The sequence below is a fragment of the Paenibacillus tundrae genome, from assembly GCF_036884255.1.
In the GTDB taxonomy this organism is placed as follows: domain Bacteria; phylum Bacillota; class Bacilli; order Paenibacillales; family Paenibacillaceae; genus Paenibacillus.
On sequence record NZ_CP145605.1, the window covers coordinates 6,319,936 to 6,346,491 of the forward strand.

The following is a 26,556-nucleotide window of genomic DNA, read 5'->3' on the forward strand; positions in this document are numbered from 1 at the left end:
TTCCAAGAGGTTTTATGCTTGGTAAATCTGTGTAGTGATCCTGAAGCTCATTCCCTATCCTGTACACTTTAGAAGTGAATAATACCGGATGTGTGTAACAACACCAGAAGTACCAGGATTGGTGCCACATAGCGCAACATGAACAGCCAAATTTTGAACCAGCCTGATTTCAGACCGGAAGCTTCTGCCGCTGTCTTCCAGAAGTAACCGGCAAATATCGTGACAAGCAATCCACCGACCGGAAGCATGATGTTGGACGCCACGAAGTCCATCCAATCAAACAGGTTTGTACCGTTAATGTTAAACTCAGGCACAAGTCCCATCGACAGAGCCGAAGGAAGACCCACAATGAAGACCGCAAGTGAAATAACCCATACCGCACGGCTGCGGCTCCAAGACAATCTTTCCATGAAATACTTAACTGGCACTTCCAGCAAGGATACGGCTGATGTTAATGCTGCAATAGCCAACAGGATGAAGAACAATCCGCCAAACAGGAAGCCGAGCGGCATTGCCGAGAATGCAGCAGGCAGCGCAACGAAGATCAGTTTAGGCCCTTGATCCGGTGCGATACCGAACGAGAATGTCGTTGGGAAAATAATTAAACCGGCGATAAAGGCATAGATCAGGTCACCCGCACCAACGGCTACTGTCGCAGCACCAAGAGATTGATTTTTATCAACATACGAACCATAGGTCACGAGAATACCCATCCCGAGAGATAGCGAGAAGAAGGCATGTCCGAGTGCAACCAATGCCGATTCGGTCGTTAATTGAGAGAAGTCTGGATTCAGGAAGAAGGAAACCCCTGCACCTGCTCCTGGCAATGTGATGGCCCGAATCATCAGTATAATAAGCAATACCAACATCGCTGGTATGAGCACTTTATTAAACTTCTCAATTCCGTTAGAGACCCCTTTAGCTACAATCCAGCCTGTGATCAGCACGGAAACGAACTGCCATACAATCGGCATATACCCACCGATAAAGGAATCAAATTGCCCACCAAAATCCGCGTTACTAAACAGACTACCACTGAAAGATGTGATCGCATACTGGAGTGTCCAACCTGCAATGATCACGTAAAAAGAAAGGATAATAAACGGTGTCAACACTTGCAGTAGTCCTGCTGCTAGCCACCCTTTATGTCCGCCAGCTTTGATAAACGCTGTAGCTGCACTTCCGCGCCCACTTCGACCAATCGCAAGTTCTGCCAGCAATACAGGCAGACCTATGAGCAACAGACAGACGATGAAGAGCAGGAAAAACGCTGCGCCCCCATTCTCCCCCGTAATGTACGGGAACTTCCACATGTTACCAAGTCCAACTGAACTACCGATGGCAGCCAAAATGAATCCTGCACGGGAGAAGCGTTCACCCTTGCCCGAGTTGTTCTGTTCTAGATGTGACTTACTAAAATTCATCTTATCTACTCCATCTGTTCTATTATTTCCCGTAATTATATACTACTCATCGTGTCAGGTCATTGAAAAAATGAAATTAATCAGAATGTTATTTTTTTACACTAACGCTTTAAAGGGAATTACAATCAAGCTTGTTTATTTATAGTATGTGATAAAGCTCGAATTTCACTCCTGTATGTTTCACATATACCAAAAAAAGAGAGGTTCTTCGGCTATAATTAGCTTCGGATCCTCTCTTTATCAACTCTGTGCATTAACGGTTAGATGCGAATTTCGAGCAATTCATACTTGATCACGCCCATCGGGGCATTCACATGAATGACACTACCCACTTCTTTACCCATCAGTTCTTTACCAAGCGGGCTTTCGTACGAAATTTTGTTATCTGTAACGTCAGCTTCGGCAGGTCCGACGAGTTTATATTCAATCTTTTCTGCGAATTCGATGTCATTCAGCAACACGATTGAGCCTACGCCCACTTTATTCGAGTCCATATTGTCCGCGCTAATCACTCGTGCATTCTTCAACATCTTCTCCAGAATCAAAACGCGGGTTTCCATAAATGCCTGATCATCTTTGGCTGAATGATACTCACTATTTTCCTTCAGGTCACCGTAACTAATCGCGAGTTTCAGACGCTCGGCCAACTCTTTACGCTTAACTGTCTTTAATTCCCGTAGCTCGTCCTCCAGCTTTTCCAAGCCTTCCTGCGTCAAAATCACTTCATCATTAGCCATATTAACATCTCCTAATCCTGCTTTCTATCTCTATTCTAACCTATATCCACTCTAAACGGTTAACATACCCAAGAAAAAGAGAATCCACTCTCCCATACATGGGAAGAAGTGTATGCATTCCGAGGAAAGCCCGGTTATGCTATTCGTTCTCCAGGTCAAGCAGGGTTTCGCCTCCCCTAATATGAGGTGTTAGGCCTAAATATTATAATGGTTAATATTGCCAACAAAGTCTCGCTAACCTACAATAGGAATACTGAAATCGAAGGAGGACGTCTCTTGATTGCTACACTTCAATTCCTAGCACTATTCCTAATTGTTCCTGCTGTATCAGGATGGATTATGCTAAATAGTTTTCTCAAAAAAGCATCCGGTAGCGGGCGGACACTGCTTACCGTATTTGAAGTATTTACAATCGTCTTTACTGTCATCGGTTTCGTTATAGGAATGAGCTTTGATGCTCTAGGTGTGCAAGGGGGAGAACCTCTGTCTGTATATGAAGGAACAGGCAATTTAGCTTCCAACTACGCATCAATTAACCATCAGAGTCTTCCTGTGTTCATTACAACTCACGTGGTTGGTTTGTTGGCTTATATCCTGCTGTTCACACGTTCTGATAAACTTTCGCCAATCCTCTATACACTGTGTAACAGTGCTCTTGTTCTCAGCATCGTCTGGGGAATCATCTATATCACACACACAGGTCTAGCGTGGTTTAACGAAACGGGACTTCTTATAACGTTTTCTATACTTACACTACAGAGCAGCTATCTATCGCTCATCTGTCTATATGTTGGTCGCTTGAAACGCTCGTGGGATGGTTTTGTACAAGCTCATGTTGAGGGGCAAGGTTTGCTAACAGATATGGAGCATCTGCCTGGATGGCAACAATTCCTGTATCGTCATATCAGTCGCTTTCGCACTGCACCACTCGTCTGGCTGATTCTCATGTTCCCACTACAACTGGTGATTCAGCTCATTCTTGTCTTATTTGGTCAGCGACCTGACAGTGCCATTCGTACCTTCTTAGATACGAGCAGCTACAATTACTCCCGTCTCCCTATCCCACCAGCCGATATCATTCCGGGAGATGGACACTATCTGTGCACCGTTGCGGCTGGTGGACATGCCAAATGGGTTAAACCTGTGCGAGCTGGCATACGACACGGCCACGTTATTAAAGTGAATCGACAACTGATGATTGCAAATGCTTTTGAACACATACTCGAACAGTACACGCCTCGATTCCATCGCCTCGTTCGTGGGTTATATGATCGTTATGGCTATCCGGTGAGTAAACATATTCGTTCCCGCTGGACAGCGGATCTTGTCTATCTACTCATGAAACCACTGGAATGGATCTTCTTACTGGTTCTATATACAACAGACAAACATCCAGAGAACCGAATTCATATTCAATACAGTGAAATGAGAGGCAAGTTTACGAAATTTTAGACTCTGCTTACACAAAATTGTACCGGTACAGTAGAGAGAAACGGCGGTGTTCAGTAACCTGTGCCATACCTACAATAGATGAAGGAGCTATCATGAATTAAACATGTGATGGTTCCACATATGATTGGAGGTTACGCCAATGTACACGTTAAATCCAACTGAAATTAAAGCCTACCTTAAACGGATAGGTATTGATGAGATAAAGCCGCCAACACTTGAATTTCTATCCGAACTACAAGCGGCGCATGTAGCTTACCTGGCCTGGCAGACCGTTGATATTTTTGCAGGTCGCCCCGCCGGAATTCACCTTCGAGAATCTGTAGAGCTCATGTTGAACGGGCGTAGCGGATACTGTTTTCACTTGAATGGCGCGTTTAGTGTGCTGCTGCACTCACTTGGATATACTGTGCGATGGCATCGTGCAGGTGTTCAACCCCATGGGGAGCAACCACGTGTTAACTCGTTTCATTTAGGACTATCTGTACTGCTACCAGGATCAGATAATCCAGATGAACAATGGATTGTAGATGTTGGGCTTGGTGGTATGCCATTTCAGCCGCTTCCGTTACGTTATGGCACCTATGGACAGGCACCTTTCACGTATAATCTACTTCCATCATCTGTTGCTGCTGAAGGCTGGAGACTGGAGTATGAACCGAACGGCCCGAGCCTAGGTGTGGACTATGCTCCTGATCCGGTCAGCCAATTAGATGAATTCATTCCTAAGCATGAGTTCTACAGCCAGTCGATCCAGTCACCTTGGCATAACACATTTCTTCTTCGTCAAAGAGATGCTCAGCGTAGTCATGAACTACGTGGATGTATGCTACGAATCCATGATGCTGAGGGTATTCGTAAGATGGAGATTAGAACCTTCAACGAGTGGATTAGCACACTCACTGACGTATTTCATGAACCATTGGTACGGTACAGTAAGATGGAACGCGAAGAGATGTGGAAGCAGGTGCAGACCGCACACGAGGACTGGAAGAGAACACAAAAGAGCTGAGAATACTATGGCATACGGTGTTTAAGCAAGCGAGCTGTAAGAGATATTGCACGTAAGCTGTCGTTTTGTTAGAGCTATGACTGCTGAATGTATGCTGCTGTACTATCGAGTCGCTCCATGTGCTAAACAGGATTGGTGCTGCTACATGTCGAATCTATCGACAGGTGATAAATAATGTTGAAATTACAAGTTATGCAAGTACCTTCAATATTGCTGGAAGACGAATGGGAACTGTTACTGTCTATGGTTTCCGCTGAGCGACGTGCGGGTGCAGCCCGTTATGTACATCAGGCGGATGCTTATCGTTCTGTACTGGGTGAAGCATTGGCTCGGGTTACGTTAGCAGGTCAGATTGGTGAACAGGCGAAGGATATATTGTTTAGCCGAAATGCATACGGAAAGCCTTTCCTGAACGAACATGCAGATCACTCCTTCAACCTCTCCCATTCTGGAGGTTGGATTGTTATGATCTCGGGCGGACATGGTCTTGTGGGTGTCGATGTGGAGCAAACGAACCCGATTGACCTTCAGATTGCAGACCGTTTCTTCGCTCCGCAGGAGCATCGTTACCTGATCAGCCAACCGGCCGATATGCAGGTTGAAACCTTCTATCGACTATGGACGCTCAAGGAGAGCTACATTAAGGCCGTAGGCAAAGGGCTCTCCATACCGCTGGACTCCTTCGCCATTCTTCCTAATGATCAGGGAGATTGGCATTGTGAGCAGGATGAAGCCTATCATTTTCACAGCGAGCGACTGGATGATGGACATATGCTGGCAGCCTGTTCTGTAGGAACAGCATTGCCCACAGAGTACGATGTGGTCACTGTCCAGGATGTACTTCAAGCGATACGCAAATAAGGGGCAATCGCCCCTTATTTTTGTGCTTTATTTTATACCTCAGATGGTCTCCGGGTGACATGCCATACGAAGCGAGCGGCTGATCAGATAAGGCAACACCGATACGTGATTCTCTCCTTCAAACTCCGTAAATTGAATCGTCAAACCTGGATGATTCAGACTAGATAGACGCTCCGTAAGCCTTAAGGCTCTCCCGTTATTACCAGCAGGATGGATCTTTTCCTGCTCTCCTATGCCAATCCATACCTCGGTCTGAATCGGATCTGAATCCAAACGGGCAATAAATGCCTCTTCCTCCGTCTGCATCAGCTTCTGATTCCAATGCAGCGACGGACTGCCAGCGATATAATAACGAAAAGCTTCTGGCTTCGTCAGCAGTGTATGTAGAACGAACAACCCGCCCAGAGAATGGCCAAAGATCGCTTGTCTGCTCCGATTAATTCGATATTGTGCTTCAATTCTCGGTTTCAATTCATCTTCAATAAACTGTAAAAAACGATCCGCTCCTCCCTGCGGCGGCAGAGGTGTACCATCTGGTTGATGTGTATACTCCGTTGTCGCCTCCGGGGTATAATCCGCATAACGATGAGGCGAGAAAGTCGCCTCTGTTGGATAACCGATCCCTACCACAATAGCCGGGATGACTCCTGTCTTCTCTGGTCTACGTCCTTGTAGACGAACGGCTTCTACCATTGTACCGAATACAGCATTTGCATCCAGCACATAGATGACTGGATACCCTGACGCAGGGGCTGCCTCCGCTGGCTCATATACCATAATCTGATACGCATGACCTCCAGTGCTGGGATTCATAATCCATTGTTCGGCGCGTGGAATCTTCACCACACTTCGTGCATTTTCTTGTTCAGGTGCATCTAATGGGGGTTGCTTGGATTGAAATGTCATGATCGTTAATCCTCCTTACTAGCACCTCTATGGGAGCCACTTCAACTCTCTATTATTCCGTCAATGCCTTTAACGTATCATTAATTACACGTCGATATGCGATCAATCCACCACCTAGCCAAGAGGCTGGTTCAACGGCGTACACATTTCCTGCTTTTACGGCAGGGATGCCTTTCCATACTGCGGTCTCCGTCATTTCTTTCATGCTACCAGGGCCTTGTTCTACCGTGAAAATAAAATCTGCATCGATCTCAGGCAATATCTCGGTCGATACCATCGCGCTATTCTCCGTCTCCACCAATGCTGGCTTCCCTAAGCCAAGCTGCTCGTACACGACATAACCGCTGAAATAGTTACCTCCCATCAAGGTGATGCCACGCGGGGCAAACCGGATGATTGCTGCCTTTTTGCCCTCGGTCACTTGAGCCAGTTTCGCCTTGGCTGATTCAACTTCTGCATGATAGTCTTCAATCGCCTGTTTGGCCTCAGCGGATTTACCCAGCAGATCGCCGATGACCTCCAAGGACTTCTCTACATCACCCGAAGCGTTGCTAAATACATAGGTTGGTGCGATCTTGGAGTAGCTCTCGTACACACCATTCTCAGCATAATTCGCTGTATGCAAAATAATAAAATCCGGGTTGAACGCCATTAATGCCTCAGGCGCAGGCAACCCGCTGGAGAAGTCGAGCGTTGGAACATCGCTTAACTGATCCTGCAAATACACATGCCCCTGCGTGCCGCTCGCCCATTGGGCAACAGGTTTAACTCCCAGCGTGAGCAGGGAATCTTCCAGATAGGGTGCGAAGACTCGCTCTGCATTAGTCGGGACAATGACATCATGACCTAACTCATCCTTTACTGTGCGTTCACCCACTGTCTCCTGAGCCTGATCTTCCTCCACATCTGTGTTAGAAGATGCTGGCGCTGCTGCTTCCGTTGTCGGTTGCTCTTGCTGCGATTCCCCGGCTTGTCCTGTACTTGAATTGGAACTACAGGCAGATAATAGACCTGTGATGAGCAGTAGTAAAACGAAGATAGACACCCGTACATGACGTAATTTGCGAGCAACAAATTGCTGTCCCTTGGATGGACTCTGTGGAAACATGATATATCCCCCTTGATAGACATTCTCATTTAGATAGTAGGATTATATGTCATGTCACTCGTGAACCACCATGGACAGTATCCAGATAACCATTTGGACAATATCCCGTAAACATAAGCAAGGCTTCGCTGAGCATACGCATCACACCTACAGCAGAGTAGTCGAACCACGGATCACCTGCAATCAGGTGGATCTGATAAAGCTGCGCTGCCTTGAGCTGTCGCCATATAGGCGAGTGCTGTAAGCTGAGCCACGTTGCCCGTGATGCCGCTTCTGGACACACCATAACGATCATACGGTCTGGATTCATCGCAGCAATTTGCTCCATTGTTATAGGTACACTTGCGTTCACATCCAGCATGGTATCTAGTTGTAGCGCATGATGAAATATCTCTTGTATACCCGGATTGCTGTAGAGATAGAGGTATTGACCATACACACGAAGTACGAGTACCTTTTCCTGACCCATTTCCTTCTCTACATGTTCCCGCGCTTCTTGCGCCCGTTGATGATATGCATCGATCCATTGCTCTGCCTGCTCTTCCCGTTCCAAAAAAGTAGCAATCGTACGCAATTGCGTACGCCAATCCGATGGATGCCTAGGTACGACACAGCACGGAGCAATCTCGGCCAGCTTCGCCTCATCCTGCTCACTAATCTGATCATTGCCAATAATGGCGTCTGGGCGAATATGCACCAGTTTCTCCACATTTGCTTCCATTCGCCAGCTTGTATATGGATCTGTCAGTTTCAGATGAGATGGGATCTCTGTGCGATACACATTATAGTAATACGCTGTCCACTTTGGATCGATGGGCGCAGCAACAGGCATGATACCGAGCGCCAGAAGCTGCCCAATCATATTGGAGGAATATGTGGCGATGCGTTTCTTCGTATTTCTTGCATAATCCGATGGAGAAATGCCCACTTCTTTTTTAAATTTCCGGCTAAAATAATACTCGTCGCTATACCCCACCTTCTGTGCGATGTCGCGTAACTTATCTCCAGACTCCTTCAGATATCGCTTGGCATGATTAATGCGAAGATCGGTTAAGTACTCCATTGCACTCTGACCATAGGTTTTCTTGAATAAATCTACAAAGTATTTCGGACTGATGTTGGCTCTTGCGGCCAGATCAGCAATAGATAATGGTAAGTTATAATGTTGAGCCATATATGTCTTAACTTTAGCGATATCTGCCTTAGCGCTTCGGCTCGATACTGGCGCTGTATTAGCAAGCATTGGTTTGGCGGCATGTGTTCCCTTATCGAATATCATGACATGACTCCTTTCAGATAAATGAGAACCATTATCATTTAAGGTATCATATTATTTTTCTCATGGTCAATCTATATCTGTAGAATTCGGATCGTTATCGTACTAATTAAGGAGTATAAACAAAAAAGCTAACGTCGTGTTTAGACACGCGTTAGCTCTAATGCTGATTCCTACAGGCTTGGTCTTAGCAATCCACCTAATCTACCAATGCTGCCCCTAGTTTCTGCTCCGCAATTTGCTGAGAAGACGCAGAATCTCAATGTATAACCACACCAGCGTGACCATTAAACCAAATGCTCCATACCACTCCATATATTTGGGTGCTCCCTGCTCTGCCCCATGCTCGATAAAGTCAAAATCAAGCACCAAATTCAGCGCCGCCACAATGACGATCACCACTGAGATACCGATCCCAATCAGACTATTGTCATGCAAGTAAGGGACTGTAATTCCGAACAGACGCAGTACGAAGCTTAGAAGATACATAATCATAATACCGCCGGTTGCAGCAACAACGCCCAGCTTGAAGTTCTCCGTTGCCTTAATCAATCTAGTTTTGTAGGCCACTAATAATGCGACAAAGACAGCCATCGTCAACAGAGCAGCCTGCAACGTAATTCCGTTGTACAACGATTCATAGGCTGCGGAGAACGCGCCGAGGAACATACCTTCTGCGACGGCATAGATCGGTACCAGATATGGAGCAGCTACTGGTTTAAATGAAATAATTAGCGCTAGAATAAAACCGACGATCAGCCCACCATAAGCCAGTGGAAGCACTTCTTGTCCGTTAAAAAACATCATCCACGTAGCAAATGCACTACCTAGCAGGATGATCAACGTGATAAATGCCTTGTTAACTGTACCGTTAATCGTCATGAATTGCTGATACCGATCATCTCCATACCCTCTGTTGCCTTCAAATGTACTTTCTTTCAGTGTCGGATTACCACTACGACCGATCAAACCAATCACCTCTTCTATGTAATGTTGTTGCTCAAAAACGTAATACACTCTAATTGTTTGTTTCCTATATGACTACTACTTGTGCTTCTGTTTCATCTACCTTGGAGTTGAATGCTGGTTGGTTGCTGCAATACTAATAATTTTGCATCAATGCGCATCTCTTAGGATACGGTATAGCTCCTGCAATCCACGAGAGTCAATAACATCTCGTTATTTCGATCTTAACTACAGCCTTGTTCAGGAGAAACTTAGATACGGATGTAACCGTAAGATCACACCCGTGTCCATAAATCACACCTGAGAAGGATAGCCCTCAACAGTGCGGTTTCACCCTACCTTACTTGTTCAGCCTACTCGTACTCGTAAACTTACTTGTATAACACTTTATCTACATTGTATTTCGCACGCATCGTGTTAATGATATACGTCTCGTAGATTTCACGATCCATCGGATCTTCAACCAGACATACTTCAATCTTCGTCACTTCTTCACGGTGATTCTTGATTGGGGATACGGTGTCCTCAAAATGCTTCTTAATACGTGGTCTTAATTTTCTCGCTTTTCCGACAAATAACAACTCTTCATCAGCATTGAAGAACATATAAATGCCACCCTGTTCACGCGTGATGAGATGAAAATCCGTAAATCCGTAAATATGGCTAAGCTGCGGATTAGCCTGCTTCGTGATGGTGACATCTGGTGTTGGCACAGTAATTTGAATCAATTGGCTCACTTCCTCATTATCTTTAGGCTTACATCCTATCACATATTGTAAAAGGAGACTATTTCATTCTGTTAGTTTGTTCCAAAATTCCACTTTTGATTATGACGGATGCCTAATATAATTCAATGTGAAAGATGTCATTCAACCAGCCATTCTTATTGAACTTGCACTATTAGACGCACAATTCACGCTTTTTTCAACTATTACGACAAATATTTCAAAAAAAAGGTTAACTTCCCTGATTCAAAGTGGTACTATAGGGGTATGAGGAAGAAATTGGGCACTAAGACATACGTCTTTATATCTACTCACGTCTATTGTACCCTATGATTGGCACTCTTTTTCATACTGAATTCGTCATGTGGCCACATAAGAGTACAGTCGGTGTCACACTTAGCCAATAGCTTTTAGATTTATCATCTATTCGACCCTTGCAGCAAGCAAACGTAGCAAGAATTAGATTGACGAATGGTATAGCAATGGATTCATGTAGAAAGCCTGCAATGATAGTCGTACGAACTAAATAGACACACGTAGAAGGACAAGTAGCTTTTGATCCTAGAGAGATTAGTCATGCCATGCAATCTTAGAACGTTATAGCAGCAGAACTATAGAAAAAACAGGATCTAGTTTTACCAAACAGCCCGGCAGAAGCCAGGGCTTTTTTATTTGTCTTCTGAATAATAGTGCGTGTTCAAAATGGGAACCACCCGTGCCACGAAACAAAGGGACCGTGGTTCTTTCCGGCGTATTTATAATATGGCAAGATAGCACATAGAGGGAGTGATGGGATGTATTCCGATCTACAATTGACGGACGACCGCCCTGTATATATACAAGTTAAAGATTATATGAAGCGACTCATACTCAAAGGCGGCCTACAGGCAGACCAGAAGCTTCCTTCGACCCGAGAACTGAGCACGCTTATGCGTGTAAGCCGCAGTACCGTTCTGCTCGCATATGCCGAGCTTGAAGAGGAAGGGCTGATCTATGCAGTTAAGGGCAAAGGGAACTATGTCAGTGCTGCGGTGGATACACCAGAGTCAGCTTCGGGTTGGACGCTGGACTGGAACAATCATGTTAGCGACTATGCAATCCAGGCAGAGCAATACGATCTGATGAAGCATGGTTCTGGTGCCGAACGTGGAGAAATCTCGTTCACCAGCATTGCTCCAGATGAGAAGCTGTTCGATCTGCACAATGTGAAGAGGGCTTTCCTCGATCGGATGTCACTTGAAGGTGAAGTGCTCCTGAATTACGGATATGCTCAAGGATATCGTCCCCTTATGAAGTATCTACGGCAGTATATGGAGAACAAGGGTGTGGATCTGAGCGGCAAGGACATCCTCATAACGAATGGGTTCACGGAAGGATTCGACCTTGTGCTTGGTGCCCTTCGCAAAAAAAGCGGTAGAGCGTTATGTGAGAATCCCACCCACCACACGGCAATCAAAAACCTAAAGCTTCATAATTTTCACCTTACCGGCGTGGAAATGGAGCCAGATGGTCTTCATCTAGGGCAACTGGAACAGGAACTGATGAAGCACTCATATGATCTCGCTTATCTGGTACCTTCCTACCATAACCCAACGGGCATCGTCACATCACCCGCCAAACGGGCTGAAATTATTCGCTTAATGAATCAATATCACGTTCCCATGATCGAGGATGGGTTCAATGAAGAGCTTCGCTACTCTGGCTCACACGTCTCTCCCCTCATCGCCAGCATGGGCAAGGGTAATGGACTGGTGTATCTCGGTAGCTTCTCCAAGGTGCTCTTTCCAGGACTACGCGTCGGTTGGATCATCGCAGATGCTGCATTGATTGATTATCTGGAAAGTATGAAACGGGCTCGGAGCATTCATACCTCAACGCTGGATCAATCCTTGCTCTATCAGTATCTGAGCAATGGTAATTTCGATAAATATCTGAAGCGCGCTCGGGCCGAATATAAACGCAAATATGAGCTGGTTGTTCGCTGCTTGCGCCAGCATCTCCCCATGTGCCGTATTTCCGGCGAAGGGGGACTGCACTTATTTGTACAGTTTCCAGCAGCGTTTCGAACAAGGGATCTACTTGCTGCCTGCAAACTAAAAGGAGTCACCTTCACACCTGGAGATACCTTCTATCTGGAACCCGGACAGGGACTGAACACGATGCGTCTAGGCTTCTCCAGAGTGAGCGATGATAACATACGCAAAGGTATTCGGATCATAGGTGAGACGGCAAGAACGATGCAGTGATGCATGGTTTGGTTGAATGTAGTTGATAAAATTCGATGGATTGGAGAGGATTACGCATGAAGGTTGGCGTCATCATGGGTGGAACATCTTCGGAGCGGGATATTTCCCTGCTTACCGGACAGGAGATGATCACGCACCTGGATCCACAGAAGTATGAAGTTGTCCCCGTTGTCATCAATAACAAGCGGGAGCTCATTGAAAAGTCCGCAGGACTGGATATCGCGTTACTCGCTCTACATGGCAAATACGGTGAGGATGGCACCATTCAGGGCACCCTCGATTCACTAGGTATTCCCTATACAGGCTGTGGTGTGCTTGCAAGTAGTGTCTGCATGGATAAGGATATCTCCAAGCGAATTATGCAGCAAGCCGGTGTGCCCACGGTAGAATGGGTGCAAATCAGTGATCTGGAGGAGCTATCCTCCACAACCGTGACGCAGCTATCCTATCCTGTGGTCGTGAAGCCTAACTCTGGTGGCTCCAGCATTGGCACGCAGATTGTACGTGAACCCAGTGCACTTCGTGACGCTACTGAGGCAGCACTTGCTTGGGATGATACGGTGATGATCGAGCAATATATTGAGGGTGAAGAGATTACATGTGCAATACTGGATGGCACCATGCTGCCTGTCATCTCAATCCGGTCAAGCGGAGCGTTCTTCGACTACTCCTCCAAGTACGATGATGGCGGCGCCGAGGAACGCATTGTTCAATTACCTGCCGATATCCATAAACATGTGGAGGCTGCTGCATTAACCTGTTATCGCGTGTTAAAGTGCAGCGTCTATGCACGTGTGGACATGATTATCCGAGATGGCATGCCTTATGTGCTTGAGGTCAATACACTTCCTGGGCTCACTCGAAATAGTCTGTTGCCTAAGAGTGCAGACGCTGCCGGTATCTCTTTTGCCAAACTACTCGACTCCATTATTGAACTCTCACTGCAACAACGGCGAAAAGAGGCGAAGAGCGGATGAGTACAGATATTACGATAAGGCACAGCTCTCCGGATGATCTTCCAGATTTGGTCACTCTCATGGATCAGCTTGGGTATCCAACAACGTATGCAGATATGCTAGAGCGCTATACCTATCTTGCTTCAGATCCTAGTTATACGACACTGGTGGCGGAGTTACACGGGCGAGCAGTAGGTATGATCGGATTGCAGACATTCTATATGTATGAGCAAAGTGGTCGCCATTGTCGCATTGCAGCTCTGGTCATTCATAAGCAATATAGAGGCTCCGGTATCGGCCGACAACTCATTCAAGCTGCGGAACATTGGGCATCTGCTCAGGGTATCGAAACAGTTTCTCTGAACAGCGGCAATCGACCAGAGCGCCAGGTTGCTCATGAGTTTTATGCACAGATGGGTTATACGGCTGGGAGCACTGGATTTAGCAAAAGGCTTCAAATGTTACAACACACGTAAGTGTATCGTTCATTTTTTGAATAATAAAAAAAAGACCTTCCCCCATTATTACTGGAGAAGGTCTTTTGCTTCTTAACACTTATGGACGTACGATGTAAATCCAACCTGTTTCTTTTTCCTTGTCTACTGTTGCTCCCAGAGCTTCAGCTACAAAGCGAAGTGGAACATAGGTTGTGCCGTTTTTGTTCACATAAGCTGGGTGAGTTAGGTTGACTTCCTCACCTGCGACGATGGCTTGGTTAGAGCCTACTGTCAGTACAATTTCGTTGCCTGTGATATCGTCAATAACAACGATCTTATCAGAACCTTTTGTCCATTTTACCTCCGCATCCAATTCCTCAGACAAGTAACGAAGCGGGACAAATGTTATATTTTTCTCAGTCACGACACCAAAGTACTCATCCTCTGGCATCAACATCACATGTTTATTCGTAATGCTCATTTCATCCTTTAACAACTGATACATCACTGAATTTGAATCGAAATTACGCAGCATGGTACCTGGAGTGATCTCTGTTGTCATAATATCGAGTACGCCCGCAGATGTATCTACTGCATCCACAGTCACGTCGCCGCCAATATTCCACTGCTCACTGTCCCCTGATACGGTCACAGATTGAAGTGGCAGGTCTTGGGATGCTGGCAATGCTACCTTCATCTCAAAATTCTGTTTACGAACATCGAGTTTGCTGTCTAGGAAGTAGTCGAGTACCAGCTTGGTTTCTGTACCAAACACCGTTTTCAGCTCAGGCGTCTCGGTCAACAGCTTATCCAGCTCCTGATCATAACTCACCAGAATCTCGTCGAGACCTGTCTTCACCATCGCGTACATGGAAGCAACAGCAACTTCCTTGGATTCAGGAATCATTGCATTCAAATCAACGCCATCGGTAGGCTCTGTCAGATTCACGGCTGCGATAATCGGAACGATCACATCATACAGATCACCAATCAGGTCTTTCAGGCCTTGCTCATCCTTCGCTACACTTTCCAAGAACGGCTTCACCATTGCGAGCAATTCCTCACCGGTAATCTCCATGTGCAATTTCGAGAGACTTAGCGTTTCACCGTTTACGGACTCCTGCACGGGTGTTACCGAAATGTTTTTGGGATTAGACAGATGCTTCATTACAAAAGAAAGCAATTTAGGAGAAAGCTCTTCAATCTGCTTCTCAAGTGCCTCCGTATCGATCATGAGCAGGTCATCCTGTCCCTCAAGTGACTCCAGAGATATGTAAAGAGGCTTCTGTGCTCCTTCCATATCAATCACCATTTCCTTCTCGTTCATGGAGAGATGGAAAGGCAACTTCTTCCCATGAAAACCAACTGCACCTTCGACGGATGCAGTGCTTGTGTCTTTCACTTTGGCATCACTAATATCTAGAGAAATAGAGTTAATAAGCTCAATCATTTCAAGGTCTTTAGCAGTTGCCAGCTCTGTTGCTGGTTCAATGTTAATTTTCAGTGATTGTTTGGATTCAACGGACTTCACCGTTGTGCTCTGAGCCATTGCTTTGCTAATATCAACCCCGCCTACAGCCTGACATCCCGTAAGCGCAACCATCATTAAAACAAGCGGCACGGCGATCCATTTAGCTAACCTTCGATTCTTAATATGATCTCCTCCTTCGAATAATACGGTTCACTCCTATTATGAAGGCTATAGGTAATTGTTGTAAACCAGATTAACAAAAAAATGCCAAAAAGACCGGAAGAGATTTCCGATCTTTGTCACAATACTATATATCAGATAAGCTCTTCACTTATGCTCCAGAGTTCTCATCGCTACCGCTGGTCGACTCTTCGTCTTCTGCAGTTACAGGCGTTTCGAATTGATCCGGTTCATCATCTTGAATGGCTTTGTTCTCTTCGTTCTCAGCATTCTGGTTCTGTTCTTGTGTCATATCCTATTCCCTCTCTTCTACCGGATTTGTAGGTTAAGGCGTAAGCCTTATTTCTATCAATAACCCGAATATAGGCGGGTCAAACAGGTTACAGCTTCGCACCTAGAAAATATAAAAGACTATCCCGTTTCCGCTCCCAGCCGTCGCTTGGTATAATGCCTGAACCTCATCCAAGGTCTGAATGATCTCTTGAAATGTTGCCTCTTCATCCCAGCCTTCCATCACAGGATAGACGTCTTTATCCATCATGTCCTGTAAGCTGAAACGCGCCTTCAATTCATCGCGATCCAGTTGCTCCATCGCCATATAGGCTTCCAATACCTGTTCGTTCGTAAGTAGAAACAGATCCATATCCGAGTAATTCCCCAGATATTGCTCACCTGCAAGCGGCACCACGTAACCGAGAGGTGGCTCACCTTCTGCCATTTTCCCCGTCAACGTGAACTGCAACATCTGCCACACTTTATCAATATCAAGATCGACGGGGCAATCGTGTACACTGACTTCTCCCGCCTTGATGGATTCAACTAATTCGTCGGTAACCACAACATATCTGCCGGACATTCCCATAGCATTATCCCTCCTGAACGATGATTGCTCTTGTCCACCATTAACCTCGGTTCAGACACAAGAATCGGGATAATGAGCTATATGATGAATCAGTTCCTCGGAAATCTCCCATTGGAACACAGACGTTAATACAGGATCTCGGAAAAAGGAACGCACTGCTGCCATATTCAGCTCAGCCGAATAATCTTGGAAAACCAATGCTCTATGTGCTCCCCATCCCGTTTGCACATCTAATACTTGAGCAGGTGAAGACTTATCAAAGTTAAAATCCTTCAGTCGTATCTTTCCAATACAATTCGCGTGATTTCTAGTTGTTATATGAATCTCAGAATGTTCGAGATCATATACCAAAGAATAAACGGTGTCTGGACGGCTAGAGGAACCTAGCAGATCAAAAAGCTTCATTACGTTTCCAGCGTTTAGCATAGGACTCGTACTAGCAAGAGCGTCGTTGACCGTTTGGAGACGCTCCATCGAATTCCGCTCATAATCCGTCATAGATGCCCACTCACTCTGTCCTGCCTTCAAATCATGAATTGCATCACCGTAAGCTGTATTGGTAATCACAGCAAACGGTAACGGTCTGCGGTGCACAAACATCTGACCACTAATAAATTCAACGATGGCGTAATCTCCGCTACGATCCGCAATTAAATAATGCAGTTGAGATGTAGCCTGGGCTATGCGAATATTTTCAACACATTTCAACGCTTCCTGAACCGTACGGCTAGTATCCAGAAGATACTGTATCCACTGCAACTCACTTATTGCAGGACGCTCATCAACTGTTGGATATTCACTTGACCAAAGTGTTGTTTGTTCAACAACAAGACCCGCTTCATTTATTCCCCCATTCGGATTCTCTTTGCCTACCTGAGAGATAGCAAGACTGCCATAGACGGAGATCCAAGTTGCAGGAATTGAGGGCGGTGGCATCAAGGCTGTTTTGCTTAGTCCTCGTTGATTTGTAAACAGATAGACACCATCGTAGATAACATCCTGGTTTTTGCATACCCAAGTTGTTCCCTGTAATTGCAGTGTGAAAGCCGTGCTCATTCCTTATCCTCCTCTCGTAGTAAACGTGCATCTCCAATAGCTGAGTTGCTTAATCTATTTACCAATTGCTCGTACTCCTGAAGTAACTGTTCATCCGCTTGGTTAACAGCTGCTGTAAACTGAGTGATTAAGGCCTGTTTTCGTTTCTCCTCCTGTAGCTGAATGAGCTTTTGTCTAAGTGCCTCTTGTTCAGTTACGTCTCCCTCCTGCTCAAGCTGCTTCTTGATATAAATCATCTGTACCTGTACTTTGTTCTCTGGAGTGAGATCCCGTAAATAGTTTGTCTCATATACGAGTACTGAAGAGTCTATTTGAAAAAATTGTGCAACTTGCTGTAGTCGATCTTGTGGGACTGGACGTCGTTTTTTGACCCAATCATTGAATTGTTGAGGCGTCATTCCGATTGTTTTACACAACTCGGTGTAAGATAACTGATGGACAAGCGCCAAGTATTGCAGAACCGTCATTGATGCCATATTCACTCGACTCATATTACTCCCCCGTTGACGTATTTTATGTCACTTTCTTATTCTCATTATACAAACGACATATTATATGTCAATTAATCTTTTTCATAAATTATATTCGCGGGTATAACGTTATCAATGAATAACTAAACAGAGTAGTCTTCCCCAAGGTGAGAGCAAGCCCTAATCCAAACTATGAAGGAGGATGACAAGCAGATGAAAAAGTTCGATTACGATCTGAATTACAAGGAGCTTGACCTGCGCAAGCAACCTGAACTGTATACCGTAGGACGCGGAGAGCAAGGTGTACTCATGGTTGAACCATACAAAAGCGAGATCCTTCCGCATTGGCGGTTCAAAACACCAGAGATTGCAACCGAATCCTCGCAGAAGATCTATGCGCTCTTTTTGGAGTATAAAGAACAAGGAGATTTTGTGGGGATGGACATGGCTCGCAAGTTCCTTCAGATGGGGTACACCCGAGCCAGAAGATATACCAACCATAAAGGTGGACGCAAGTATTCGAAGGAAGATGGCTCCATTCTGCCGTATCAGAACGATAAGGTAAAAGCAGAGGCCGCAGCTATTTTCAAAGCACAATGGGAGATTGCCAAGTCTGATTCCGATTATGTGCAAATGAAGAAGGAGCACCGGGAAAACTACGAACAAGCCGACGAGTAGCCACCTGCCCCTATGTGGGATGTGATGCACTAACATGCCATGGATTCATATTGAGTCTAACGAAGATGGGGCGTACAATGGGTCATAACAATATAGAATGAACTCAACAAGTAGCGAACTGACGTAGCAAACAATTGTACAGTTTCTCAAGCTTGCCTCATTCTTGGAAACAGGTGATGGAATGATCGTATGGATTGCCGGGATCGCGGGAATCATTCTTCAAATTCTCTGCGCTGCCGCGTCTGGCACAGGGCTAGTTGTGGGATTTATATTTTTTCTGATCGGCTTCGGTGGCATGAAACGTGAAAATCAAACAGCGATCAAGCTATGGCTGAGTAAAGATACGATGATGATTATAGGTACTATGCTGGTGGTACTTATTTTCTTCCTCATTGCATATTGGAATGTGAGATTAATGGGTGACACGTTGTTCCCAGGTCTGTTGGGATCACCGGTGCGAGATATTTCAGGCAAACAACTGCTCATCGCAGGTATCGCGAGTGCTAGCTGGACACTTCTTATGCTGTACTGGCTGTTACCCACCGTATTCGACTTCAAAGGACTGGGTCTTAAACCGCAATTGATTGCATTATGTGCGTCTGCGCTTAGCATCTTATTTGCGGCATTGCATATGGATTAATGGATTTAGTTGGTTTGTGCACCGCATGCAAACAAAAACAAGGAGCAGACTCACCGCACCGTACGGAAGAATCTGCTCCTTGTTTTATGCTCTATCATCTATCTAACTTTAAGCTTATCTCAATAATACCTCATAGCTATCTGACTATTAGTTATTCTCGCCGTTCTCCGCTTCCCAACGTGCAATTTCCTTGCGTACGATTGGAGCAACCTCTTTACCCAACAGCTCAATCGCACGCATAACCTCATTATGCGGCATTGTGCCGAGTGGGGTGTGCAGCATGAAGCGAGTGATGCCCACTTCTTTGCGCAGGTAGATGATTTTCTGAGCTACGGTTTCCACGTCGCCCACGTACAATGCGCCTTCCAGACTACGCGCCGCATCAAACGTTGCCCGGCTGTAATGCCCCCAGCCACGTTCGCGTCCCAGCATGTTCATCACCGCTTGTGCTGGTGGGAAGAATTTCTCTACCGCTTCATCCATCGTATCTGCAATAAAGCCATGAGAGTGAGAAGCAACAGTCAGTTTCGATGCGTCATGCCCTGCATGAGCAGCTGCCTTCTTGTACAGCTGTACCAATGGTGCGAATTGCACTGGACGACCACCAATAATAGCAAGCACCAGTGGTAAGCCGAGCAGCCCTGCACGAACAACGGATTCTTGGTTACCGCCACTGCCGATCCATACCGGTAGTTTCTCCTGTACCGGGCGTGGATAGATGCCCAGGTTGTTGAAGGAAGGACGGTGTTTGCCTTCCCAGGTTACTTTTTCCGAATCGCGCAATTTCAGCAATAGATCCAGTTTCTCGTCAAACAACTCGTCGTAATCGTTCAGATCATAACCGAACAATGGGAAGGATTCGATAAATGATCCCCGTCCAGCCATAATCTCTGCACGACCATTCGAAATGCCGTCCAGTGTTGCAAAATCCTGAAATACCCGTACCGGATCATCCGATGATAATACCGTTACTGCACTTGTCAGCCGAATGTTCTTCGTCTGTGAAGCTGCTGCTGCCAAAATAACAGCAGGTGATGAAGCGGCATAATCAACACGATGGTGTTCACCTACGCCGTATACATCCAGTCCCACCTCATCTGCCAACACAATTTCCTCAACTACGTCGCGAATCCGCTGTGCATGACTGATTAATTCTCCTGTATTTACATCCGGGTTCGTCTCCACAAATGTACTGATTCCGATTTCCATGGTCTGTTCCTCCCTGTTATGAAGCGATCCGTCATCTATCTAACCTATTGTAAGTAGATCACCTTTTGTAATATGTCTTAATATTGAACTATTTTGAGAAAAAAAACAAGTACCCTCTGTCTCCAGCGGGCACTTTTCTTATTTTTTCTATATTCATAGCTTGCTTATACGTATTTCCAACGTTAATTGGGTTCTACTTTTTCCTCCCGATGTACAACAGATGTGAAGAGATGCCCAAGATCGACGGGTCTTTCGCCGCTTCAATCATATAACCGATCAGTTCATCATATTCGCCGCGATCCCGCCAGTATTGTTGCTGCTCATCTGTGAGCATGGCACCTAGGCTGGATGAACCAATTAACGCTTCTGTCGCGAAGCCATGCTGTTCCAAGAACGGGGTGACCTCCTGAATGTTGAAGTAGTAGGCTCCCGTAAATCGTCCCTTATCCTGATGATCGAATATTCCCTTTTCTACAAAAGAACGGATCGCTCCCATATGATCGTTCGGCCTCCATTGCTGCGGTGAGCGTAGCGAATTAATACTCATGCGCATTCGGCTTTGCATCGCGATGTACACCACGCCTCCCCGTTTGGTCACCCGATGCAACTCCTGTACAGCCGCCGCTCGCTCCGCCTCGGTCTGTAGATGATATAATGGCCCCAGCATGAGAGATGCATCATAAGTTTCGTCCGCGATACCTGAGAGCGAAGTTGCATCCAGCACATGGAATCCATCAAATTGCTGCATCAAGCCGAGCTCCTGCGCCTTCTGCTGTGCAATATCCACCGATACTGGTGTCAGATCAGACAAAGTAACGCGATACCCCAACTTAGCCAGCTCCATGGCATATTTCCCTGGCCCAGCACCATTATCGAGAATACAACCGCCAGCCGGAAGATGCTCCTTGATGTAATGCATATTGACGATGAATTCAAACGGTTCTCGTTCCAGCCTTCCCCACTCATCGAAACCTGAATAGTAATCAATAATACGCTCTCTCTTCATCCCTTAGCCACCTACCCTTTTCTGAATATATAGGTCAAAGAAAAGCAAAAAACCTGCCGCCTCAGCTAAGAGGCGACAGGTTAGACCTTCGCGGTACCACTCTTCTTCATCCATGACAGGATGCACCGAATACATATGAATCTGTCATAGAATCTCAGCATCTGATCACGGTGATGAACCGTCAGGATCTACAGTTAGCTTGGCTGTACGCTAAGATCCATAGCCTTAGCATGACCCTAGCCTGTGCCTAAGCATGGACATAAACTGCTTACACACCCTTCGATCCTGCCACTCACAGGCGAGTTGGGAACGGGCTGGACTGCCTCACACCACTTGCGACAGTTCTCTGAGACCAACCATAATCCTTAGTACTCCTGATCATCGTGTTTATCGTTTAGACCATTAAATTCTAGCCAGTATAATTCAACCATATATTTCCTGTCAATGTTTTTTCGTTCTCTCTTGCAACTGAACTGATACTTTGCGTTCAGGCTCCTCTGTGCTATACGCCCAAGGGTATACGGTTGCCGTATCGGATGTGTATTGCTTGTATTGATCAATGCCCTTGTTATCGCCATAACCGGAGAATTGAACCTTGGACATTTTGCCGTAGTTTCGTTTTCCGTTCTCGATCATATATGTCTGATTCACCCCGCCAAACTGAGGATCGTCGCTGTATCGCTCCACGTATAGATCCCCGTCTTTGCGATAATATGTCCAATGAACAACGTAACCCCCGAGCACGGTATCCAATTGTTGTGGCTTCTCACTGATCTGTGTCAACGTAACTGGCTCAAACTCACCGTGGAATCGGTTGATTTTGTGACTGGCGATCAAGGTGATCGGGGTGTCCTGATTCACTTCCATACCCGGCGTTATTTCAAAACGAAGCTCCGTTTCATACTCCAGGCCACTGTTCATCAACCCACCGTGCAACGTCGCTCCCTCCACATCCAGTGTGTAATTCACATAGGGTAATGACATGTATTTCTCCTGGTGACTAATAATCACTCTGATCTGTGTAGGGGTAATAATAGCTTCTTTGATTAGCGCTCCTTCGAGCAGACCTTCCATAGGTAAATTCAGTGCTCTTGTACTCGTTCCACTGAGCATCTCCGTCTTATCCAACTGGATGTCGATGGTGAAGGCTTGATCCACCTGACTTTCCTGTCTATTATAAGCCAGCACATAGGATGCAGCCGATTGCTTCAACGTCTCTAGGCTATAGTACTGCTCTGCTGTGTATTCGCCATGATCGCCCGGTGTACCAAAGACACCTCCGGTGCTTTCCTTGATTACATTTCCATCATGATCGTAGATAATCACCTGTGGGAAGGCATAGTCACGAACCTCAGGTTGCCCAAAAGTCAGAGACGTCGACAACATCACCTGATTTTGCTTGTCATTGAACGCACTCACTTCTAACGTTCCCAGACCATCCTTATCGATGTTGAAGGTCTGCACATCCTTTTGCAACGGATCGATGGTAAGTGGAGCCTCTGTAGGAACTAACATCTGAATGCCGCCCACGGTAAAGTGAACATCTGCAAGCTTGCCTTGGGGTGTCCACTCGGTCTCAAAGTATCCCTTAAACTTGCTTTCATCTGAGTCATATACATGGTTATACCTGCCCTCAATCAGCTTGCCATCCTCGCCCTGAAGACCGATAGAGGAGAACTCGATGTTGTCGCCCGTATACTTCCCCGGATCAAGTGTATACAAGATGACAGTACGGTTATCATCTGTAAAAGCAGTATCCAGCGTCAACGTTACTCCGTCTAACGTCATCGACTGGTCAAGCTGCTGTCCAAGCTCCATCTGTAAAGCATGCTGAATCCCACTTCTGCCATCCAGAAGATCATCCCAGTTATAATGAACTGCGGCATATACTGGTGTTGCCAACAACACAACTGCGGCTGTTCCAACCAGGACCGTCTTCTTGAATTGTATACGTCGTCCTGCGTATTCCCTGGTTCCTGACACATGTAATGCGGGACAACGTTCTTGATCCTGGCTAATCTGATTCCACATTGCATCAAAATCAGGATAAGAGATATCTTTATCATTTTTCAGATGATGAGACAATAGATTTTCTGTACTTTTCACCATACACTTCCCCTTTCTGGTGGAGCTTTCTGGCCTTTTCCCATTTCTTTCGTAATAGCCGTAGCCCTTTATACACTCTGGATTTCACCGTTCCGATCGGCACTTCTAGAATCTCGGCAGCTTCTGACAAACTCAGTTCATTCACATACCGCAACAATATAGCTGAACGTATCTTCTCGGGTAATTCATGAATCCATTGTTTCCACGCTTCCGATTCCTCTAGTTGTTCCATTGCCTGATCTGCGGAATGAGCTGTGGTCTGCGCTGTGAGCATAAACTGCTTCTTCTCCCGCTCTTTAGCAGAGCGCTTCTTCTTCAGAAAGTTAAGACAATGGTTTACCGTGATTCTCATCAACCACGTCTTCATATATTCAACCTTTCTCCAGTCCTGCCGAAATACGGTGATGAACACATCGTGGCACACGTCCTCCGCATCCTGCGCATGATGGAGCATGTAATAACAGGTGCGGTACACATCCTTGTTGTACATCTCGAACAATTCTTTATCGCTCACAATCCACCCTCCTTTCTGTACTTCTGCCTGCTTCAAATCTATAGACAAAGCCCTGCTTGGAAAGGTTCATTTTTTATTGACGTGTCTAATAACAAAAAAAGAACATTCAGTTCGCACAATATGCGAAATTGAACATTCTTTTACATACTACATCTTTCTTAGAGGTCGTTACTACGGCTCAGACTACCATATAACTAGATTTTCTTTACAAATTCGGACTTGAGCTTCATCGCACCTAGGCTATCGATTTTGCAATCAATATCATGATCTCCGTCGATCAGACGGATATTCTTCACCTTGGTGCCCTGCTTCACGACGAGTGAGCTGCCTTTCACCTTCAGGTCTTTGATGACCGTTACCGTATCACCATCATTCAGCACATTTCCGTTCGCATCCCGCACAACTTTGCTATCCTCTGTATTCTCGTTCTCAGCATCCAAAGACCATTCATGAGCACATTCTGGACAAACCAACAAGTTGCCGTCCTCGTAAGTGTACTCGGAATTACATTTCGGGCAATTAGGCAAATTCGACATATGTATTAAACTCTCCATTCTTAAAGTGCGTGTTCAAAAAGGGCGGTTTTCAGTACCGAGAAGATGGGATGAAGATAGAAATGGAGTAGCAGAGCGTAGGCAAAACTACGTGAGCAACGGACATTTCGGCTGAATCCCATATTCGACGCTGAGATGCCGACAGGCATCCTTCGTAATCAAAAGCGGACTTTTTGAACAACCTCTTATATTGGCTTCCTCGCAAGTATAAGGGATTAAGCTACAGTCTTCCACCTAGATATGCCTTATACCCAAAGTAAACTCACCGAATTTAAACCAAATTTAAGGTTCAATCATCCCTTACATTAAGGGTATCGCTTTAACATATAACTATCCAGCACAACATGCTGAGCAACAATTTTACGAAGCTTTCCCCATTGAGGGTCACATACACAGATCTATCTATATTACGTTATAAAGGAGTTCTCTCACATGTCTTCCTATGTATTTCCTGTACAGGCGGCATTGGCTATCTTTGTCGTCATGTCCATGTTCCTGCTTGTTCCGTGGCTGATCTACGGTTATCGCAAAGACGGCTTTTTTAGCTGGTCTCGCTTTCTCGTTAGCTTTTCGTTTATCTTCTACATTCTGGCTGCCTACTGTCTCGTTATCCTTCCTTTGCCATCCACACGAAACACCTGTGCGCAGCAAGCGGCTGATACGATCTATTACAACCTTGTCCCGTTCACGTTTGTGAAGGACATTATGCGAGAGACACCCATCGTATGGTCACAGCCCTCCACCTATCTCGGTATGATTCAGGGTAGAGCATTCTTGCAGGTTTTGTTTAATATTCTACTGCTTATGCCGCTGGGTGTTTACCTTCGGTACTTCTTACAAAAAAGATCTTACTGGAAAGTTGCCCTGTTCGGGGGATTCGGACTATCCCTATTCTTCGAACTAACGCAGCTCACGGGACTCTACGGTTATTACACCTGTCCTTACCGTCTGTTTGATGTGGATGATCTGTTAGCCAACACGTCAGGCGCGGTACTTGGATATCTCGTTGCTCCCATTCTACTGGCGCTGTTTCCTTCACGGGCAAGCATCCAGGCGAAAAGCGAACAGATTGTGGAGCAGAACCGCGTATATCCTGTGGCAAAATTGCTCGCAATAATGATTGATGGGATCGTGGTTGTATTTATCGCCAATGTGATGTCGATCTTCACCGATGCTAATGTAATCAACGATGTGTTGAACACCTCCATAGGTATGTTTATTGTATTGTTCTGTGTTCCATGGCTGCGAAACGGAGTAACTCCAGGCTCAGTCATCCTGAAGTTCCGTTATGTTAATCAACAAACGGGTGAACCTGCGTATACCTCTATATTCAAAAGGTTCATTGCACTCTACGTTCCGTGGCTGTCATTTGCAATCATTCGGTTAGTTAACGACTATGCCTTCCAAAATACGCATGACGGGCTGCTTCAGCCTTATCTAATCTGGCTGTCTGTCGGGATGGTTATCCTGTACATGATCGTTTCGTTGATCCTCATCATTCATGTACTCATGGTGCTGTTCTCTGGAGGCAAACGTTCCTTCTACTTTGACGAGGTATCCCATACACGCGCCTCTAGGAAATAGGTATTGTGTGTTCTATCCGAGCTAGTCTCCATCATGATGTATAACGAAAGGCGACTTCCATTCAATCGTACATGGAAGTCGCCTTTATTCTTGTTTCAACCTAGCTGCCCTGTAAATATGAGA

The 26,556-nt window shown here is 45.7% G+C and carries 26 protein-coding genes; 9 read left to right on the forward strand and 17 right to left on the reverse strand.

Features of this window, described 5'->3' with window-relative positions; translation table 11 throughout:
* Positions 1-68 precede the first annotated feature (68 nt).
* Positions 69-1,424 (reverse strand): sodium-dependent transporter, encoded by a 1,356-nt coding sequence (locus V6W81_RS28230; protein ID WP_145044861.1) that lies wholly within the window; start codon positions 1,422-1,424, stop codon positions 69-71.
* A 260-nt stretch (positions 1,425-1,684) separates the two neighbouring features.
* Positions 1,685-2,161, reverse strand: coding sequence for a transcription elongation factor GreA (gene greA, locus V6W81_RS28235; RefSeq protein WP_145044864.1), 477 nt, complete (start codon positions 2,159-2,161; stop codon positions 1,685-1,687).
* 276 nt (positions 2,162-2,437) lie between these two features.
* Between greA and V6W81_RS28240 the strand changes: the two genes are divergently transcribed.
* The 3 genes from V6W81_RS28240 (at position 2,438) to V6W81_RS28250 (ending at position 5,483) form a co-directional block, all read left to right on the forward strand.
* Positions 2,438-3,613, forward strand: a complete 1,176-nt coding sequence (locus tag V6W81_RS28240) for a DUF6688 domain-containing protein (protein ID WP_338541077.1) — start codon at positions 2,438-2,440, stop codon at positions 3,611-3,613.
* A gap of 139 nt (positions 3,614-3,752) precedes the next feature.
* Positions 3,753-4,622: an arylamine N-acetyltransferase family protein gene (locus tag V6W81_RS28245; protein ID WP_338541078.1), complete on the forward strand. Its 870-nt coding sequence runs from the start codon at positions 3,753-3,755 to the stop codon at positions 4,620-4,622.
* Between the two features lie 174 nt (positions 4,623-4,796).
* Positions 4,797-5,483 carry a 4'-phosphopantetheinyl transferase family protein gene (locus V6W81_RS28250; protein ID WP_338541079.1) on the forward strand — a complete coding sequence of 229 codons (687 nt, stop codon included), beginning with the start codon at positions 4,797-4,799 and terminating at the stop codon, positions 5,481-5,483.
* 39 nt (positions 5,484-5,522) lie between these two features.
* Here V6W81_RS28250 and V6W81_RS28255 read toward each other — a convergent pair whose 3' ends face one another.
* From V6W81_RS28255 to V6W81_RS28275, 5 genes are all read right to left on the reverse strand, one after another.
* On the reverse strand, positions 5,523-6,389 hold the full coding sequence (locus V6W81_RS28255) for an alpha/beta hydrolase (protein WP_338541080.1): 867 nt from the start codon (positions 6,387-6,389) through the stop codon (positions 5,523-5,525).
* 52 nt (positions 6,390-6,441) lie between these two features.
* Positions 6,442-7,497, reverse strand: coding sequence for an ABC transporter substrate-binding protein (locus V6W81_RS28260; RefSeq protein ID WP_338541081.1), 1,056 nt, complete (start codon positions 7,495-7,497; stop codon positions 6,442-6,444).
* A 49-nt stretch (positions 7,498-7,546) separates the two neighbouring features.
* Positions 7,547-8,776, reverse strand: coding sequence for an AraC family transcriptional regulator (locus V6W81_RS28265; RefSeq protein ID WP_338541082.1), 1,230 nt, complete (start codon positions 8,774-8,776; stop codon positions 7,547-7,549).
* A gap of 216 nt (positions 8,777-8,992) precedes the next feature.
* Complete coding sequence (locus V6W81_RS28270) at positions 8,993-9,742, reverse strand: Bax inhibitor-1/YccA family protein (RefSeq protein ID WP_145045209.1); 750 nt, start codon at positions 9,740-9,742, stop codon at positions 8,993-8,995.
* Between the two features lie 368 nt (positions 9,743-10,110).
* Entirely contained in the window at positions 10,111-10,467 is a 357-nt protein-coding gene (locus tag V6W81_RS28275; RefSeq protein WP_338541083.1) for a nucleotide excision repair endonuclease, read from the reverse strand.
* 791 nt (positions 10,468-11,258) lie between these two features.
* On the opposite strand from V6W81_RS28275, the gene V6W81_RS28280 reads away from it, so the two are divergent.
* Genes V6W81_RS28280 through V6W81_RS28290 form a run of 3 tightly spaced genes read left to right on the forward strand, consistent with a single transcriptional unit; the run spans position 11,259 to position 14,142 of the window.
* Entirely contained in the window at positions 11,259-12,710 is a 1,452-nt protein-coding gene (locus V6W81_RS28280) for a PLP-dependent aminotransferase family protein (protein ID WP_338541084.1), read from the forward strand.
* Positions 12,711-12,766: 56 nt separating this feature from the next.
* Positions 12,767-13,687 (forward strand): D-alanine--D-alanine ligase, encoded by a 921-nt coding sequence (locus tag V6W81_RS28285; protein WP_338541085.1) that lies wholly within the window; start codon positions 12,767-12,769, stop codon positions 13,685-13,687.
* Positions 13,684-14,142: a GNAT family N-acetyltransferase gene (locus V6W81_RS28290; protein WP_338541086.1), complete on the forward strand. Its 459-nt coding sequence runs from the start codon at positions 13,684-13,686 to the stop codon at positions 14,140-14,142. The genes V6W81_RS28285 and V6W81_RS28290 overlap by 4 nt, the downstream gene beginning before the upstream one ends.
* Before the next feature lie 79 nt (positions 14,143-14,221).
* On the opposite strand, the gene V6W81_RS28295 is transcribed toward V6W81_RS28290, so the two are convergent.
* The 5 genes from V6W81_RS28295 to V6W81_RS28315 all read right to left on the reverse strand — a co-directional run bounded on the left by V6W81_RS28295 (position 14,222) and on the right by V6W81_RS28315 (position 18,163).
* Entirely contained in the window at positions 14,222-15,724 is a 1,503-nt protein-coding gene (locus V6W81_RS28295) for a copper amine oxidase N-terminal domain-containing protein (protein WP_338541087.1), read from the reverse strand.
* 181 nt (positions 15,725-15,905) lie between these two features.
* Positions 15,906-16,046, reverse strand: a complete 141-nt coding sequence (locus tag V6W81_RS28300; RefSeq protein WP_338541088.1) for a hypothetical protein — start codon at positions 16,044-16,046, stop codon at positions 15,906-15,908.
* Between the two features lie 102 nt (positions 16,047-16,148).
* Positions 16,149-16,616, reverse strand: a complete 468-nt coding sequence (locus tag V6W81_RS28305) for a YfbM family protein (protein ID WP_338541089.1) — start codon at positions 16,614-16,616, stop codon at positions 16,149-16,151.
* A 51-nt stretch (positions 16,617-16,667) separates the two neighbouring features.
* Positions 16,668-17,672 (reverse strand): carcinine hydrolase/isopenicillin-N N-acyltransferase family protein, encoded by a 1,005-nt coding sequence (locus V6W81_RS28310; RefSeq protein WP_338541090.1) that lies wholly within the window; start codon positions 17,670-17,672, stop codon positions 16,668-16,670.
* Positions 17,669-18,163: a hypothetical protein gene (locus V6W81_RS28315; protein ID WP_338541091.1), complete on the reverse strand. Its 495-nt coding sequence runs from the start codon at positions 18,161-18,163 to the stop codon at positions 17,669-17,671. The genes V6W81_RS28310 and V6W81_RS28315 overlap by 4 nt, the downstream gene beginning before the upstream one ends.
* A 192-nt stretch (positions 18,164-18,355) precedes the next feature.
* Between V6W81_RS28315 and V6W81_RS28320 the strand changes: the two genes are divergently transcribed.
* Positions 18,356-18,820: a DUF4385 domain-containing protein gene (locus V6W81_RS28320; protein WP_338541092.1), complete on the forward strand. Its 465-nt coding sequence runs from the start codon at positions 18,356-18,358 to the stop codon at positions 18,818-18,820.
* Positions 18,821-19,001: 181 nt separating this feature from the next.
* Positions 19,002-19,460, forward strand: coding sequence for a hypothetical protein (locus V6W81_RS28325; protein WP_338541093.1), 459 nt, complete (start codon positions 19,002-19,004; stop codon positions 19,458-19,460).
* Between the two features lie 147 nt (positions 19,461-19,607).
* Here the strand turns inward: V6W81_RS28325 and V6W81_RS28330 are convergent, their stop codons facing one another.
* From V6W81_RS28330 to V6W81_RS28350, 5 genes are all read right to left on the reverse strand, one after another.
* Positions 19,608-20,669: an LLM class flavin-dependent oxidoreductase gene (locus tag V6W81_RS28330; RefSeq protein ID WP_128104104.1), complete on the reverse strand. Its 1,062-nt coding sequence runs from the start codon at positions 20,667-20,669 to the stop codon at positions 19,608-19,610.
* Between the two features lie 193 nt (positions 20,670-20,862).
* The gene (locus V6W81_RS28335) at positions 20,863-21,675 is read right to left on the reverse strand and encodes a class I SAM-dependent methyltransferase (protein ID WP_338541094.1); all 813 of its coding nucleotides are present in this window, start codon (positions 21,673-21,675) and stop codon (positions 20,863-20,865) included.
* Between the two features lie 441 nt (positions 21,676-22,116).
* A complete protein-coding gene (locus tag V6W81_RS28340; protein WP_338541095.1) occupies positions 22,117-23,784 on the reverse strand; it encodes a DUF4179 domain-containing protein in 1,668 nt (555 codons plus the stop codon).
* Positions 23,738-24,295 carry an RNA polymerase sigma factor gene (locus V6W81_RS28345; protein ID WP_145044896.1) on the reverse strand — a complete coding sequence of 186 codons (558 nt, stop codon included), beginning with the start codon at positions 24,293-24,295 and terminating at the stop codon, positions 23,738-23,740. Before V6W81_RS28345 ends, V6W81_RS28340 begins: the two co-directional genes overlap by 47 nt.
* A gap of 194 nt (positions 24,296-24,489) precedes the next feature.
* The gene (locus V6W81_RS28350) at positions 24,490-24,831 is read right to left on the reverse strand and encodes a zinc ribbon domain-containing protein YjdM (RefSeq protein ID WP_056703219.1); all 342 of its coding nucleotides are present in this window, start codon (positions 24,829-24,831) and stop codon (positions 24,490-24,492) included.
* 450 nt (positions 24,832-25,281) lie between these two features.
* Between V6W81_RS28350 and V6W81_RS28355 the strand changes: the two genes are divergently transcribed.
* A complete protein-coding gene (locus V6W81_RS28355) occupies positions 25,282-26,433 on the forward strand; it encodes a VanZ family protein (RefSeq protein WP_338541096.1) in 1,152 nt (383 codons plus the stop codon).
* Positions 26,434-26,556: the final 123 nt, after the last annotated feature.